This is a genomic window from Bradyrhizobium sp. SZCCHNR1017 (assembly GCF_032381375.1).
GTDB lineage: Bacteria > Pseudomonadota > Alphaproteobacteria > Rhizobiales > Xanthobacteraceae > Bradyrhizobium.
In genome coordinates, this window is sequence record NZ_JAUHIR010000010.1 from 37,123 (window position 1) to 52,457 (window position 15,335).

Annotated in this window: 12 protein-coding genes; 8 read left to right on the top strand and 4 right to left on the bottom strand. The window is 65.7% G+C overall.

Features of this window, described 5'->3' with window-relative positions:
• Positions 1 to 175 precede the first annotated feature (175 nt).
• The 4 genes from QW863_RS23385 to QW863_RS23400 all read left to right on the top strand — a co-directional run bounded on the left by QW863_RS23385 (position 176) and on the right by QW863_RS23400 (position 4,990).
• A complete protein-coding gene (locus tag QW863_RS23385; protein ID WP_315768750.1) occupies positions 176 to 2,581 on the top strand; it encodes a TonB-dependent receptor in 2,406 nt (801 codons plus the stop codon).
• A gap of 261 nt (positions 2,582 to 2,842) precedes the next feature.
• Entirely contained in the window at positions 2,843 to 3,121 is a 279-nt protein-coding gene (locus tag QW863_RS23390) for a PepSY domain-containing protein (protein WP_315768752.1), read from the top strand.
• Between the two features lie 47 nt (positions 3,122 to 3,168).
• Complete coding sequence (locus tag QW863_RS23395; RefSeq protein ID WP_315768754.1) at positions 3,169 to 3,777, top strand: cytochrome b/b6 domain-containing protein; 609 nt, start codon at positions 3,169 to 3,171, stop codon at positions 3,775 to 3,777.
• A 172-nt stretch (positions 3,778 to 3,949) separates the two neighbouring features.
• Positions 3,950 to 4,990, top strand: a complete 1,041-nt coding sequence (locus tag QW863_RS23400; RefSeq protein WP_315768756.1) for a hypothetical protein — start codon at positions 3,950 to 3,952, stop codon at positions 4,988 to 4,990.
• A gap of 281 nt (positions 4,991 to 5,271) precedes the next feature.
• Here QW863_RS23400 and ahcY read toward each other — a convergent pair whose 3' ends face one another.
• The 3 genes from ahcY to QW863_RS23415 form a co-directional block, all read right to left on the bottom strand.
• A complete protein-coding gene (ahcY, locus tag QW863_RS23405) occupies positions 5,272 to 6,693 on the bottom strand; it encodes an adenosylhomocysteinase (protein WP_315712889.1) in 1,422 nt (473 codons plus the stop codon).
• Between the two features lie 121 nt (positions 6,694 to 6,814).
• Positions 6,815 to 8,011 carry a methionine adenosyltransferase gene (metK, locus tag QW863_RS23410; protein ID WP_315768758.1) on the bottom strand — a complete coding sequence of 399 codons (1,197 nt, stop codon included), beginning with the start codon at positions 8,009 to 8,011 and terminating at the stop codon, positions 6,815 to 6,817.
• Positions 8,012 to 8,068: 57 nt separating this feature from the next.
• Entirely contained in the window at positions 8,069 to 9,418 is a 1,350-nt protein-coding gene (locus tag QW863_RS23415; protein WP_172112675.1) for a hypothetical protein, read from the bottom strand.
• 155 nt (positions 9,419 to 9,573) lie between these two features.
• Here QW863_RS23415 and QW863_RS23420 point away from each other — a divergent pair, with 155 nt between their 5' ends.
• The 4 genes from QW863_RS23420 to QW863_RS23435 all read left to right on the top strand — a co-directional run bounded on the left by QW863_RS23420 (position 9,574) and on the right by QW863_RS23435 (position 13,768).
• Positions 9,574 to 11,241 (top strand): caspase family protein, encoded by a 1,668-nt coding sequence (locus tag QW863_RS23420; RefSeq protein ID WP_315768760.1) that lies wholly within the window; start codon positions 9,574 to 9,576, stop codon positions 11,239 to 11,241.
• 183 nt (positions 11,242 to 11,424) lie between these two features.
• Positions 11,425 to 11,802 (top strand): DUF2147 domain-containing protein, encoded by a 378-nt coding sequence (locus tag QW863_RS23425; RefSeq protein WP_315753596.1) that lies wholly within the window; start codon positions 11,425 to 11,427, stop codon positions 11,800 to 11,802.
• A 57-nt stretch (positions 11,803 to 11,859) separates the two neighbouring features.
• Positions 11,860 to 12,552, top strand: coding sequence for an SGNH/GDSL hydrolase family protein (locus QW863_RS23430; RefSeq protein WP_315768762.1), 693 nt, complete (start codon positions 11,860 to 11,862; stop codon positions 12,550 to 12,552).
• 85 nt (positions 12,553 to 12,637) lie between these two features.
• Positions 12,638 to 13,768 (top strand): acyltransferase, encoded by a 1,131-nt coding sequence (locus tag QW863_RS23435; RefSeq protein ID WP_315768764.1) that lies wholly within the window; start codon positions 12,638 to 12,640, stop codon positions 13,766 to 13,768.
• A 42-nt stretch (positions 13,769 to 13,810) separates the two neighbouring features.
• Here QW863_RS23435 and QW863_RS23440 read toward each other — a convergent pair whose 3' ends face one another.
• The gene (locus QW863_RS23440) at positions 13,811 to 14,929 is read right to left on the bottom strand and encodes a cobalamin-independent methionine synthase II family protein (protein ID WP_315712900.1); all 1,119 of its coding nucleotides are present in this window, start codon (positions 14,927 to 14,929) and stop codon (positions 13,811 to 13,813) included.
• Positions 14,930 to 15,335: the final 406 nt, after the last annotated feature.

Sequence of the window (15,335 nt, forward strand, 5' to 3'; positions counted from 1 at the left end):
CGCCTCGTCGCGACATGTTCACGAGGCCACGGCGCGCTCGCAGCCGGGCGCCTCTCCCATTCCTATTCCGAGATCCATCATGGACCATTGTTCGACACCCGTCCGGCGGCGGTTGCTCCGCTCAACCACTGTGCTCACATCGCCGGCGCTGCTGGCATTCGCCCTTTCGAGTCCCGTGCTCGCGCAGGACCCATCGCAGGCTCGCTCCGCCGCCACGCTGCCGCAGGTGACGGTCGCTGTCCCGAAGCCCCGCCCGGCCGCGCGAACGGCAGTCCGCCGCAGGGGCGCGCATGCGGCGACGACCAATCCGGCAGTTGCGCCACCGCCGCAGGCGGCCTCATCCGACGCCGTCGACGCGCCTCCCGGCGCCACTTCGGTTGCGCCGGGTGACATCCTGGCGAAGCGCGCCATCACGAACGACACCGCTGCGCTGTTTGCCGATGTGCCCGGCGTCAGCCTCTATTCGGCCGGCGGGGCCTCGAGCCTGCCGGCGATCCATGGCCTCGCCGACGACCGCCTGCGCGTCAAGGTCGACGGCATGGACACCATCGCCTCATGTCCCAATCACATGAATCCGGCGCTGTCCTACATCGATCCGGCCCAGGTCGCCGCGGCCAAGGTCTGGGCGGGCATCACGCCCGTGAGCGTCGGCGGCGATTCGATCGGCGGCACCGTCGCAGTCAGCTCGCCGGCGGCCCTGTTCGCGGCGCCGGGGCAGAGCCTGCTGACCAAAGGCAGCATCGGCACCTTCTACCGCAGCAACGGCAACGTGCGCGGCGTCAACCTGTCGGCCACCATGGCCACCGAGAACTACAGCGTCAGCTACAGCGGCGCTGCGGTCAAGGCCGACAACTATACGGCCGGCGGCAACTTCAAGAACTTCACCCTGAGGAGCTCCATCACGCCGGTGCTTCCCCTCGATCAGGTCGGCTCATCCGCCTACGAGACCAGGAATCATCTGATGGGCATCGCCTGGAGCAAGGACGGCCAGCTCATCGAGCTGAAGGCGGGAGTGCAGGAGGTGCCCTATCAGCTCTACCCGAACCAGCGCATGGACATGCTGGGCAACGATGCCTACAGCTTCAACCTGCACCATCTCGGCCGGTTCGACTGGGGCGATCTGGACACCCGCCTCTATCACCAGTCCGTCGATCACTACATGAACTTCGGCGGTGATCGGCTGTTCTCGTATGGCACGCTGAGCCCGCCGAACACGACGGGTGCGCGCTATCCGGTCAACGGCATGCCGATGTATACGCGCACCAAGACCAACGGCCTGACCTCCAAGGCCGACATCACGCTGTCGCCCCGCGACGTGGTCCGCGTCGGCGTCGACCTGCAGACCTACCGTCTCGACGACTGGTGGCCGCCGGCCCCCGATTGCGGCGTCGGCAACTGCATCGGCGGCATGGCGCCGCTGACGTTCTGGAACATCAACGGCGGCAAGCGCGACCGGGCCGGCGTGTTCAGCGAGTGGGAGGCGAAGTGGAGCCCGTCCTGGCTGTCGCTGCTGGGCGTGCGGTTCGAACGCGTCGAGACCGACACCGGACCGGTCGTCGGCTACAACACCAGCACCACGCCGCTGACATCGGGATTCATGTCCGGCATGTACGAGACGAGCTCGGTCGGCTCCCGCGCGGCGTTCAACGCCATGGATCGCTCGCGAAAGGACAACAATGTCGATCTGACGGCGCTGTTCCGGAACACGCCGAGCGCCCATCTCACCTTCGAGTTCGGCGCGATGCAGAAGACCCGGTCGCCGAATCTCTACGAGCGTTATTCCTGGTCGCGCAACACCATGGCGCTGGAGATGAACAACTTCGTCGGCGACGGCAACGGCTATCTCGGAACCCCCAATCTGAGACCCGAGGTCGCCCATACCGTGAGCTTCACCGGCGCCTGGCACAGCGCCGACCATGAGGCCGAGATCCGGCTCACCCCCTACTACACCCATGTGCGCGACTACATCGATGCGGTGCAGTGGAAGGCCGCCACCAACACCGCCGCCGTGCCTGCCGTCGCCAACCAGTTCGTAATCATGAAATACATGAACCAGCAGGCGCGGCTGTACGGGTTCGATCTGTCCGGCAAAGTGCCGCTGGGCACGACGTCGATCGGCGATTTCGGCCTGAAGGGAGTCCTGAGCTACACCAACGGCAGGAACCTCGACACCGGGAGCGGCCTCTACAACATCATGCCGATCAATGGCAAGCTGACGCTCACGCACCGGCTCGACGGCTGGGACAGCGGCCTCGAGCTGGTGATGGTAGGCCGCAAGTCCGACGTCTCCGTCGCGCGCAACGAGCTCAAGACCCCGGGCTACAGCCTGGTGAACCTGCGCAGCAACTACACCTGGCAGAGGCTGCGCATCAGCTTCGGCGTCGAGAACCTGTTCAACAAGCTCTACTACCTGCCGCTCGGCGGCGCCTATATCGGCGAGGGCGCATCGATGTCGTTCAACAAGGAGGCCGGCACCGTCGCTGCCACCGGCGGCGGCGTATCGGGCACCGCGACGATGTGGGGCACCGCCGTTCCCGGCCCCGGACGTTCGTTCTATCTGGGTGCGAACCTGGAATTCTGACGCCGGCATCTCGCCCTGTCCCGCCAGCGGGACAGGGCGAGAGCGGGCGCCAGACGACACGGCGTCGCGACGAGCGGCACGAGCGAGACGTAACGTCGCGCATCACGCCGTCTGCGATTCTCGGCCGAAATCGCCGCTCTCACGAACTTGGAAAAGCTCTAAGAGCGATTCCAGCCGCCGCTCCGTTGACACATCGGGGCGGTTGCCGTCTCCACTGATCCCACGATGCATCGTATTTGAATTTGCTCATTGGAGGGATTGATGAGACTGACCATCGCGGCCGTGCTCGGTGCCGCACTCGCCGGCTTCGCCATCTCGCCGGCTCTGGCCGACGGCTACAAGGACTGCACCAAGCTCGACAAGGCCCAGTGGAAGCCGGCCGCCGAGGCGGAAGCCAAGGCCAAGGAAGCGGGCTACGAGGTGCGCCGCTCGAAGGTCGAAGGCTCCTGCTACGAGGTCTACGGCGTCAAGGGCGGCAAGCTCTATGAGCTGTTCTACAGCCCGGAGGATCTCAGCCTGAAGCACACGATCGCCAAGTAGTTGGCGCAGGCGTCGGCCAGCGTGCTGGACGACGTGACGTGAGAGCCATGCACGGCACAGCCCCCCGAGCCAGCCTGAAACGCCAGGACACCGCCGACACCGTGCAGGTCTGGGACCTGCCGCTGCGGCTGTGGCACTGGATGCTGGCCGTGCTGGTGCTCATCGCCTGGGTGACGCCGAACGTCTATGACGGCCTGCACCGGATCGCGGGCTACGCGATCCTCGGCTTGCTCGCCTTTCGCCTGATCTGGGGCATCATCGGTACGCGCCATTCGCGCTTCCGCAGCCTCCGTGCCCGGCTGCGCGCGACGCCGGCCTACCTGTGGAATCTGCGGCGCGGCAAGACCGGGCGCTATCTCGGGCTGAATCCCGCGGGCACGGCGATGCAGCTCGCACTGCTGCTTCTGCTCATCGTCTCCGCGATGACCGGCGCGATGCAGGTGACCGTGCGCTTCTTCGGCATCTGGTGGGTCGAGGACACCCACGAGGTGACGTCATATCTCCTGATCCCGCTGGTGGTGCTGCATGTCGCCGGCGTCGTGCTGGTGAGCCGCCTGCAGCGCGAGAATCTCGCCCGCGCCATGCTGACGGGGCGCAAGCTGCTGCGGCGAACAATGCAGCGCGAGCCGCAATCCAGCGCGAGAGTCGACTCATAAGCGACACACGGAACTCACAGTCGTCGACCGTTGCGCACAAGTCACAGTTCCCGCAAAAGCTGCCGACCACCCGCGCCGTGTCCTTGCACCTTGCAGCCAAGCACCGAACAATCTCAGGTATCGGATGCCTGACCGCCCCTCTCGGCAGGGGCTTGGATCTTGGGGAGGCCGGATGATGAGCTCACAGCAGTTCACCACACGTGCGTTGTGCCGATCGGTTGTCCTCGCAGGCTGCGTCATGGCTTGGCCTGCCAACGCCGCCGAGCCGGAGGCTGCAACCTCTCCCGTCATCGTGGAGGTCACAGCCTCCACGACGACGGAGCAAACAGCAGCACAGTTGCCGCCGTCAGAGCCCGCGCTGACGACCGCGTCGATCACTCCATCGGCGGTCCTGCCGGCGGACGAACAGGCCGCGCCCGGCGCGGCGGCCGAACCGCCCCGGCCCACCGTCGCGAGCGCCGACCGCATCGAGATCCTCGACGAGTGCCCCGACATCGATGCCTGCATCGATCGCTATCTGTGGGCGCTGTACGAGCGCGCACCGAAGCTCGACAAGATCCGCGAGACCGAGCGCCGCGTCGTCACGGTCAAGCGCAAGGGGCGCATGGTGAAGGTGACGCGCAGCTTCACCAAGCTCGTCGACAACGACTTCACCTGGAAGGATCCGAAGGCGGCCGAGCGCATCGGCCGCAGCATGATGGAGTATGTGATCGGCGGCATGGACCGCGGCTTCAAGCTGAAGCTGTTTCACACTTTGCATGCCGCCGAGGCCGCAGGGCTCGCGCCCGGCATCACCAGCGGCTTCCGCGACGACTACCGGCAGGAGATCGCGAGCGGCCTGAAGGCCGCCAGCAACCGCTCCTATCACGGCGGCAGCCTGCGCGGCGGCTACGGCCACGGACTCGCGGCCGACATCGTCAGCGTCAACGGCGCGACGCGCGCACAGCGCTGGGTGGCGACCGAGGCGCTGTGGAAATGGGTCGATGCCAACGGCAAGACGTTCGGCATCGGCCGGCCCTATCTCGATCACGACCCGCCGCATGTCGGCCCGGTCGACGGCGAGGAATATGCCAAGCATCGCGCGCCGGCCGTGAAGGTGGCAGCGGCGGAGACGAAGAAGCACAAGCGGATCGCGGCACGGCCTGAGCATCATGCGGCGAAGCGTGCGAAGGCGATCCGCGCGTCGGCGCTGGCCTCGCGGCGAACGAGCTGATTGTCACGTTCACCGCAGGTCGCGGCGTTCCGCTGATTTCATAGAGTGCGCCACGATCTCCGTCATTGCGAGGAGCAAAGCGACGAAGCAATCCAGAGTCCCGTCCACGACTCTGGATTGCTTCGCGGAGCTTGTCATCGGGCCGCGCACCCGCGGGGACAAGGTGGCTCGCAATGACGATCGGAGGCAGGCGCAGATTCAACTCACAACTACGCCGAAGCAAGCAAAAGGCCGGGGCAATGCCCCGGCCTTCGTCGTTTCGCCGCGCGGTGCGCCGGATATCAGTAGCGGTAGTGGTCCGACTTGAACGGGCCTTCCGGCTTGACGCCGATGTAGGAGGCCTGGTCGGGGCGCAGCTTGGTGAGATTCACGCCGATCTTGGCGAGATGCAGCATCGCCACCTTCTCGTCCAGCGACTTCGGCAGCACGTAGACTTCCTTCTTGTACTTGCCGTCCTTGTTGTTGGCGTAGAGCTCGATCTGCGCCAAGGTCTGGTTGGTGAAGGACGCCGACATCACGAAGGACGGGTGGCCCATCGCATTGCCGAGGTTCACGAGGCGGCCTTCCGACAGCAAAATCATGCGCTTGCCGTCGGGGAAGGTGATCTCGTCGACCTGCGGCTTGATGTTGGTCCACTTCAGGTTCTTCAGCGAGGCGACCTGGATCTCGTTGTCGAAGTGGCCGATGTTGCAGACGATGGCGCGATCCTTCATCGCGCGCATGTGCTCGATCGTGATGATGTCCTTGTTGCCGGTGGCGGTCACGAAGATGTCGGCGCGCGGCGCGGCGTCCTCCATCGTGACGACCTCATAGCCCTCCATCGCCGCCTGCAGCGCGCAGATCGGGTCGATCTCGGAGACCATGACGCGGCAGCCGGCCTGGCGCAGCGAGGCGGCCGAGCCCTTGCCGACGTCGCCGAAGCCGGCGACCATCGCGACCTTGCCCGACATCATCACGTCAGTACCGCGGCGGATGCCGTCGACCAGCGACTCGCGGCAGCCATAGAGGTTGTCGAACTTCGACTTGGTGACGCTGTCGTTGACGTTGATCGCGGGCCACAGCAGCGTGCCGGCCTTCTGCATGTCGTACAGGCGGTGCACGCCCGTGGTGGTCTCTTCCGAGACGCCCTTGATCGACTTGGCGATCTCGGCGAAGTAGCCCTTCGGCTTCTCCTTGAGCTGCTTCTTCAGCAGCGCGAAGAACACCTCCTCTTCCTCGGACGCCGGCTTGTCGAGGAACGCCGTGTCGCCGTTCTCCGCGCGCAGGCCGAGATGGACATACATGGTGGCGTCGCCACCGTCATCGAGGATCATGTTGGGATGGCCGCCGCCGTGCCAGTCGAACAGCTTGGCGGTGTAGTCCCAATAGTCGACCAGCGTCTCGCCCTTGACGGCGAACACCGGAATGCCGGCGGCGGCGATCGCGGCGGCGGCGTGGTCCTGGGTCGAATAGATGTTGCAGGAGACCCAGCGGATGTCGGCGCCGAGCGCCTTCAGCGTCTCGATCAGCACCGCGGTCTGGATGGTCATGTGCAGCGAGCCTGCGATGCGCGCGCCCTTCAGCGGCTGCTTCGGGCCATACTCCTCACGCGTCGCCATCAGGCCGGGCATCTCGGTCTCAGCGAGCGAGATCTCCTTGCGTCCGAACTCGGCGAGCGAAATGTCCTTGACGATGTAGTCGTTGAAACCTGGCTTGGCGGTCATGTAGGGTTCCTGTCTGTAAAAGGCGTCATTCCGGGCGCGCGTCAGCGCGAACCCGGAATCCATCACTTCGAGATTCCGGGTTCAGCGCTGTCGCGCGACCCCGGAATGACGGCACTAAGAGCTACACCGCACGCTTGAGCGCCTCGACGAGGTCGGTCTTCTCCCAGGAGAAGCCACCCTCGTTGTCCGGCGTGCGGCCGAAATGGCCGTAGGACGAGGTGCGCGCATAGATCGGACGGTTGAGGTCGAGATGGCTGCGGATGCCGCGCGGGGTCAGATCCATCGCCTGAGCGGCCGCCTTCTCGAGTACCTCCTCCGGCACCTTGCCGGTGCCGTGGGTGTCGATATAGATCGACAGCGGCCGCGCCACGCCGATCGCATAGGCGAGCTGCAGGGTGCAGCGGTCGGCGAGACCGGCGGCGACGATGTTCTTGGCGACGTAGCGCGCGGCATAGGCGGCGGAGCGGTCGACCTTGGTCGGATCCTTGCCGGAGAACGCGCCGCCGCCATGCGGGGCCGCACCGCCATAGGTATCGACGATGATCTTGCGGCCGGTCAGACCAGCGTCGCCATCGGGACCGCCGATGTAGAACTTGCCGGTCGGGTTGATGTGCCAGATCGTCTTCGGCGTGATCCAGCCTTCCGGCAGCGCCTTGCGCACATAGGGCTCGACGCGCTCGCGGACCTGCGCCGAGGTCATGTCCTCGACCAGATGCTGGTGCGACACCACGATCTCGCGCACGCCGACCGGCTTGCCGTTCTCATACTGCACGGTGACCTGGCTCTTGGAATCCGGACCGAGCACCTTCTCGACACCGGCGTGGCGGGCTTCCGAGATCAGCCGCAGGATCTTGTGGGCATAGAAGATCGGCGCCGGCATCAAATCCGGCGTTTCGTTGGTCGCGTAACCGAACATGATGCCCTGGTCGCCGGCACCCTCTTCCTTGACTTCGCCCGGCTGTAGGGCGTCGACGCCCTGGGCGATGTCGGCCGACTGCGGATGCAAGAGGATCTCGATGTCGCAGGTCTTCCAGTGGAAGCCTTGCTGCTCGTAGCCGATATCCTTGATGGCCTCGCGGACGACGTGCTCGATGTGCTCGTTGGTGACCGAAGCCGGGCCGCGGGTCTCGCCGGCGATCACGACCTTGTTGGTGGTGGCGAGCGTCTCGCAGGCGGCGCGGATCTGCCAGGGGTCGATGCCGGCCTTCGGCCCTTCACGGTAGAACAGGTCGACGATCTCGTCGGAAATACGGTCGCAGACCTTGTCCGGGTGGCCTTCGGACACCGACTCCGAGGTGAACAGATATGACGCGCGCATCAAGCAACCCCTTCTTCGCCGCCCACGGCGGTCGTTTGTATTGATCCCTAAGGAATGTCAGTCGCGACGCCGCGAGATGACGTAGGATTCATCGTAGAACCACAGCCCGTTGTGCTTTCGCAGAACCTCTCTGGCGGCGTCGAGCGCGCGGGACGAGTGGGCCACCTCGGTCAGGCGGTCTTCCTCGATCTGCGCGACATACACCGCCGCGTTCCAGGCTGCAAAGGCCGTCGAGGTTCCGATCGCACCGGTGACCTCGTTGGGCAGAGCCTCCATCTCATACCTGAAAATCGAGCGATTGTCCGCATAGGCGTTAAAATTTAAGTCCCGCCCACTGGAGCCGAGCTCGTATTTCACGGCGCGCAATAGCTCATGGCGGCTCACCGAGAAAGGATTTTCTCCCGGCCAGACCGCCTGGATGATGTCCAGGCCCGGATCCTGGCCGTGGGAGTGGATTCCGATCAGCCGGCCGCCCGGCTTCAGCGCCCGCGCCAGCGGTGCGATGATGCGCTTGGCGCGGAAATTGACCGAGGACCGGGCCCGGTAGGGCTGCGAGGCGATGATCAGGTCGAAATTGGCCTCGACCCGACCGGCCCGCGGGATGATGCCGTCGAGCAGGAAGCGGTGATCCTCGCGATACAGCACCAGGGCGATCGGCCGCTCATAGACCGGCATGCCGGTGCGCTGGGAGACATTGGCGCGCCAGTTCTGCTCCAGAAACGGCTTCAGCGCCGTGATCTGGGCCTCGAAATCCCCGGACGAATCGCCCTGCAGCACGACCTCGTGCCAGATCATCGAGGCGGCTACCGAAGGCGACGCCGGCGTCAGCCAGGGCGCCTCGGCATAGTTCATGTTGGTGAACACGAACACGCTGGCCGGATGCTCGAACAGCCGGTCCGGGACCTTCTCCAGTGTCAGCCTGACATCCTCGAGGCTCAGCTCCTTGCCGGCCACATAGAACGGAATGTGTGGAAAACGGCCGTGCATGGTGCGCAGGACCTTCGACAGCACGGTGCCGTCGCCGACGCCGGCGTCGAACAGCCGCAGCGCCGGCGGCCGCGGATGGATGCTGGCGAGTTCGAGACCGACGCGCTCGGCCACCACCCGCTTCTCGCTGCAGGTGTGCACGAACAGCAGGTATTTCTGACGGTTCTCGAAGAAGCGGAAATTGCTCTTGGGATCGCGCTTTTCGGGCACGACGTCGAGCCGCGGCGGCGGCAGCGTGCCAGTCGAGGCCGCGATATAGGCCTGGATGCGATCCAGCGTGTCGATGGTGATGCGCTTGCCCTCGCGCAGCCGCTGCACGAGCTTGCCGTCGTTCACGGCGCGCCGGCCGAACGTCGATTCCGCCATGTCCGACTGGCGGCAGAACTCCGTGATCTGGGCGAGCAGCTGGTCGTTCTTCATTCGGCCCGACGGGTGGGAAATAGGAGTGGGCAACGCGCCCTTGGCCCAACCTCCTAGCACCATCTGCCCACCATTGGAAAGAGCCTGAACCCGGAACCTTCCGGACGCAACAAACCGGATAGGTTCCCGCCTCTCGTCCCCCACGGTCCGTGCCGATGCGCCGCTCCCTCCTGCTGCTGATACCGCTGCTGGCTGCCCTCTGGGCGTCTCCCGGCCTCGCCCAGTCGAAGTCCCAGCTTGGCCCCCTCTGTACCACCGAGACGACGCCGGCCGACCAGATGATCGCCGCCTGCACCAAGATCATCGCGCTGAAGGTGTTCTCCGGCAGCCAGCTCGCCACGATCTATTTCTGGCGCGCGGTCGGCTGGAACAAGAAGGGCGACTACGTCCACGTCATCGCCGATGCCACCGAGGCGCTACGGCTGCAGCCGGCGCAGGCGATCTACAATCTGCGCGGCTCGGCCTATTACGACAAGGGCGAGTACGAGATCGCGATCGCCGACTTCAACGACGCCATCAAGAGCGGCGCGCCGAGCGGCACGCTCTTCCACAACCGCGGCAACGCCTATCGCGGCACCGGCGACTACGCCAGGGCGATTGCCGACTATGACCAGGCGATCAGGCTGACGCCGAAATCAGCGCTGTCCTGGCAGAACCGCGGCATCTCCAGGGAGGCGACAGGCGACCTCGACGGCGCGCTCACCGACATCAACGAGGCGATCCGGCTCGATCCGGCGCTGGCCTCGCCGCTGATCAACCGCAGCGTGATCTGGCGCGCCAAGGGCCATCTCGACCGCGCCGTTGCCGACGCCTCCGAGGCGGTCCGGCTGGCGCAGAATCCGCCGGCCAACGTGATGACACCGCCGGGCAGCGTCGTCATCTCAGCCCACGTGCATCGCGCGCTGGCCTATGAGGCCAAGGGCGAGTTCGATGCGGCCAAGGCGGATTACGCCGCGGCGCTGAAGCCCACCGCATCCGATGCCGGCAGCAAGGCCAGCCAGGCCACCGCCAGGGTGCGGCTGTCGCTGCTGTCGGAGCCGGCGGCGCGCCCCCAGCAGCGGCCGGAATCCCCGGCCCCCTCCTCGGCCGCAGCGGTGCCGACCGGGCAGCGCATGGCGCTGGTCATCGGCAACGGCGCCTACACGCACGTGCAGCCGCTGCCCAATCCGCCGCGCGACGCGCGAGCCATCGCCAGGAGCCTGCGCGACATCGGCTTCACGGTGACGGAGGGCCTCGATCTCGACCGCGCGGCGATGCAGGCGAAGACGCGCGACTTCCTGCGCGAGGCGGCGCGGGCGCAGGTCGCCGTGGTGTTCTATGCCGGCCACGGCGTGCAGATCGACGGCCGCAACTATCTCGTCCCCACCGACATTGCGCCGTCTGCAGGCAGCGACGTGGTCACGGCGATGGTCGACATGGACCAGATCCTGGCCGGGCTCGACGACCAGGTCCGCACCAACATCCTGATCCTCGATGCCTGCCGCAACAATCCGTTCGCCCCGCCGGAGACGGCAGGCGCCGGCCCCGGCCGGGGTCTCAGCGCCAGCGGGCTCGCCGCACCAACGTCGCTCGGTACCGGCGCGACGTCCGGGGCCGGCACGCTGATCGCGTTCGCGACGGCGCCGGGCAAGGTCGCGCTCGACGGCGACGGCGACAACAGCCCGTTCTCGGCGGCGCTGACCCGCCACATCGGCACGCCCGGTCTCGAGGTGCAGCAGATGCTGACGCGCGTTCGCGCCGAGGTCGTGGCCGGCACCAAGAACAAGCAGGTGCCGTGGTCGAACTCCTCGCTGCTCGGTGAGGTCTATCTGGCGGCGAGATAGACCTGCGGCTGGGCAGGCGCTGCTCCAGCCCGACCGTCACGGCCCTCGGGGAGTCAGGTGCAGCATGCCCGAATCCTGATATGCTGCCGCACAATAGAGACGAAGCGTATCGCCGTCGGCCCGCCCAATCGCCGACACGATCCGCCAGCAACAAGCTCGTCTCGAAGGATCAGGGAGGCTCGCATGATCGGTCGTTTCGTTGTTGGACTTGGTCTGTCACTCGTGCTGGCCGCAGGCCCGGCGCTCGCCGACGATGTCACCGGCGTCTGGCTGCGCGAAAGCGGCGCCTCCAAGGTCAAATTCGCGCCCTGCGGCGGCGCCGTCTGCGGCACGCTGGTCTGGATCAAGGAAGGCACCGACACTCCCGCCAAGGTCGGACAGCGGCTGTTCTCCGGGATGAAGCCGACCGGCCCCAATGCCTGGGCCGGCAGCTACAGCAATCCCGATGACGGCAAAACCTATGATGCCAAGATGACGCTCACCGGCGGCACCCTGACGACCGCCGGTTGCGCCTTTGGCGGCGTCATCTGCCGTTCCTCGACCTGGACGCGGGCGAATTAGAGCTCCGTTTGCGAATTCAGACTACGGTCGGGTCGCATCAAGGCATCGATCGTCCATATGGCAGCAAAGACGCAGGCGCGGCTGGGATTCGTGCTGTTTGCGGTGATTGCCGCAGCAGCCGCGACGTTCGTGCTGGCGCGCCGCTCCGCGACGCCGTCGGGCAGCGACCACCGCACGGTTCGCCAGCTCATCGTCCACTACAACTTGATGGCGCGCTCCGATGACCCGATCGTCGTGCTCGGCGACAGCATCGTCGAGGCGGCGACGCTGCCGGCCAGCGCCTGCGGGCATCCGGTCGTCAACGCCGGTCTCGCCGGCGCCGGGACGCGCAGCGACCTGGCCGGCTGGCTCAAGCCCGCACTCGGCCCGAGACGGCCGTTCGCGATCATCGTCTCCCTCGGCGTGAACGATGCGCTGACCGCCAAGTCCGACTCCAGCGAGGCCTTCGCCGGGCGCTACGAGGCCCTGCTGCGCGAGCTGTCAAAGCTCACCACGCGCATCTTCGTCACCGAGTTTCCCTCCGTCGAGGCGCGCGGGCCATTCACGCAGGCCATGGAGAAGGCCGCCATGGCGAGCATCACCGGCTATCGCGCCATGCTGCCGGACCTCGCGAGGCGCACCGGCGCGACCTTCCTGCCCCTGCCGCCGATGGAATCGCCGTTCACGCTCGAAGGCATCCACCTGAATGCCACGGGCTATCGGTCCTGGGACCAGGCGATCCTGCAGGGAACCGAGCTCGCCTGCCGCTGATCCCGCAGGCTGCGAAAACAATCCTTCACTTCGCGTCGGCTAGGATTGGGGCGCACATCCCGTCGAGACGGTTAACGATCACCGCATGGCCCCGCTTCACACATCGACATCGCCTGGGACTCACAAGCTCCTCGGCCTGGAGCTGCTGCGCTTCCTCGCCACGATCTCGGTTCTGCTGTGGCACTACCCGCACTTCGCCTACATCGCCGATGCCCCTGTCGATCTCATCCGCAGCGAGCTGCCGTTCTACAATGTCCTGTTTCCGTTCTATGAGCTCGGCGAATACGGCGTCGTGATCTTCTGGTGCATCTCGGGCTTCATCTTCTTTTGGAAGTACAGCGCGATCATCCCCGATGGCACGGTCGACGGCTGGACCTTCTTCGTCAACCGGCTGTCGCGGCTCTATCCGCTGCATCTCGCAACGCTGCTGCTGGTCGCGGGGCTGCAGGCCCTCTATGTCGCGCAGCACGGCGTCTTCTTCGTCTACCAGAGCAACGACCTCGCTCATTTCGTCGCCCAGCTTTTCATGGCGAGCGACTGGCTGCCGCCGACCGGGATCAGCTTCAACGGCCCGATCTGGTCGGTCTCGATCGAGGTCCTGGTCTATGCGGCGTTCTTCCTGGCGCTGCGTTTCGTCACCACATCGCCGCTGTTGAACCTGGCGATGATCCTGGCCGGCATCGCGAGCGGCACACTGGTCGGCAAGTGTTTCGTGTTCTTCTATGCCGGCGGACTGGCCGCCATGGCGCGGCAGAGCGTCGCCGATGCCCCGTACCGCGCGCGGCTGGAAGCGTTCGCCGCGTGCGCCGTCGTTACAATCCCGCCGGCCCTCTGGCTCTCCGGCGTTGAGCTTGCCGAGCGCTCCGCAGCGCTCCTGCTCGTTTATACACCCATCCTCTTGTTCGTCTGCGCGACGCCCATCACGCTGCCGCGGCGCACCGAAGTCCTGCTGCAGGCCGCCGGCAACATGACTTATTCGTGCTACCTGTTGCACTTCCCGATCCAGCTCACGATCGCGCTGGCTTTCGGCGCGCTTGGACGAGCGATCCCCTACGGCAGCCCCTCGTTCTGGGTCGGCTTCATGGGGCTGACCCTGACCGCGGCGTATCTCACCTATTCCGGGTTCGAGGCCCCGGCACAGCGGCTGATCCGCCGCGCGCTGCTGCGCAAAAAAGAAGCGGAGCGGATTGCTCCGGCCCCGCTTCCGCATCACTGATCAGCACGCCCCATGTCGAGGCGTGCAGTGTTCACGGCGCGCTTACTTCCCCCAGATCTCCTCGGCAAGCTCGACGCAGAGGCGCAGCTTGGCCCACTGCTCTTCCTCGGAGAGGATGTTGCCCTCCTCGGTCGAGGCGAAGCCGCATTGCGGCGACAGCGCGAGCTGGTCGAGCGGGGCGAACTTCGAGGCCTCTTCCAGGCGGCGCTTGATGTCGTCCTTCTTCTCCAGCTCGCCGACCTTCGAGGTCACGAGACCGACGACGACGACCTTGTTGCCCTTGGGCAGGAAGCGCAGCGGCTCGAAGCCGCCGGCGCGCTCGCTGTCATACTCCAGGAAATAGCCGTCGTAATTGGTATTGGCGAGCATGGTCTCGGCGACCGGCTCGTAGCCGCCCGAGGAAATCCAGGTCGAACGGAAATTGCCGCGGCAGACATGCGTGGTGATCGTCATGTCCGCGGGCCGCTCGGCGATCGCGTAGTTGATGATGCGCGAATAGATCTGCTGCAGACCGTCGGGATTGTCGCCGCGCTCGCGCGCCTTCTTGAGCTCGTCCTGCGAGCACAGATAAGCCCAGACCGTATCGTCGAACTGCAGGTAGCGGCAGCCGGCGTCGTAGAAGGCCTTCACGGCCTTGCGATAGGTCTTGCCGAGATCCTCGTAGAAGGCGTCGAGATCGGGATAGACGTCCTTGGAGATCGACTTGCGGCCGCCACGGAAGTGCAGCACCGCCGGTGACGGGATCGTCATCTTCGCCGTGACATGCGCGGTGTCGGCGTGCTTCTTGAGGAAGCGGAAGTGGTCGAGCATCGGATGACTATCCGGGAAGTCGAGCTTGCCGATCACGCGCACCGCGTCATGACGGGTCTGCACGCCGGTGAACTGGATGCCGGTGTCCGGGTGAAACAGCTCGCATCCGGTCAGCTTGGCGAGAAAGTCGAAGTGCCACCAGGAGCGACGGAACTCTCCGTCGGTGGCGAGCTTGAGACCGGTCGAGGCCTGGCGATGCACGACCTTCTCAATCTCCATGTCCTCGATCTTTCGGAGATCGTCGGCCGAGATCTCGCCCTTCTCGAGCTTGGCGCGGGCTTCCTTGATCTTCTGCGGCCGCAAGAGGCTGCCGACTTCGTCGGCGCGGAATGGGGGCTTGGTGCGTTGCATGTGCTCACTCCTTGGAAGGCGTCGATTCGTTGGATAGGGTTGTTGGACCGGCTGCGATCTGTCCTGGCTGGTTACCTGGGCAAAGCGTGATGGACTGGGTCCATCCCCTACCCCGTATCCGGTCGGTATACAATTCTATCGAGGAGAGATCGTGGAGGGGCATGGCGCAATCCATGGCCCGAGCAATGGGCTGACCTACCCTGACCTCGTTCAATGGGGCATCCTGAGGTGAACCCATCAAATCCGCCTCCAGGTGAAGTGCCATCGCGACAACGGCGCTGGCCAGCCTTCCTGCTGTAACGACCGGATCCTGCATACCGGTGTCCACGGCGGCCGCACCATACCGCCGGATCTTCCGGCATGGCCTTCACGCTGACTGCGCGAGCCACACCGTCCCCACAACCAA

Bases quoted from the DNA above. Each gene is read 5' to 3' on its own strand.
- QW863_RS23390 (WP_315768752.1), top strand. From the start codon at position 2,843: ATGAGACTGACCATCGCGGCCGTGCTCGGTGCCGCACTCGCCGGCTTC.
- QW863_RS23395 (WP_315768754.1), top strand. From the start codon at position 3,169: ATGCACGGCACAGCCCCCCGAGCCAGCCTGAAACGCCAGGACACCGCC.
- QW863_RS23400 (WP_315768756.1), top strand. From the start codon at position 3,950: ATGATGAGCTCACAGCAGTTCACCACACGTGCGTTGTGCCGATCGGTT.
- ahcY (WP_315712889.1), bottom strand. From the start codon at position 6,693: ATGACCGCCAAGCCAGGTTTCAACGACTACATCGTCAAGGACATTTCG.
- metK (WP_315768758.1), bottom strand. From the start codon at position 8,011: ATGCGCGCGTCATATCTGTTCACCTCGGAGTCGGTGTCCGAAGGCCAC.
- QW863_RS23415 (WP_172112675.1), bottom strand. From the start codon at position 9,418: ATGAAGAACGACCAGCTGCTCGCCCAGATCACGGAGTTCTGCCGCCAG.
- QW863_RS23420 (WP_315768760.1), top strand. From the start codon at position 9,574: ATGCGCCGCTCCCTCCTGCTGCTGATACCGCTGCTGGCTGCCCTCTGG.
- QW863_RS23425 (WP_315753596.1), top strand. From the start codon at position 11,425: ATGATCGGTCGTTTCGTTGTTGGACTTGGTCTGTCACTCGTGCTGGCC.
- QW863_RS23430 (WP_315768762.1), top strand. From the start codon at position 11,860: ATGGCAGCAAAGACGCAGGCGCGGCTGGGATTCGTGCTGTTTGCGGTG.
- QW863_RS23435 (WP_315768764.1), top strand. From the start codon at position 12,638: ATGGCCCCGCTTCACACATCGACATCGCCTGGGACTCACAAGCTCCTC.
- QW863_RS23440 (WP_315712900.1), bottom strand. From the start codon at position 14,929: ATGCAACGCACCAAGCCCCCATTCCGCGCCGACGAAGTCGGCAGCCTC.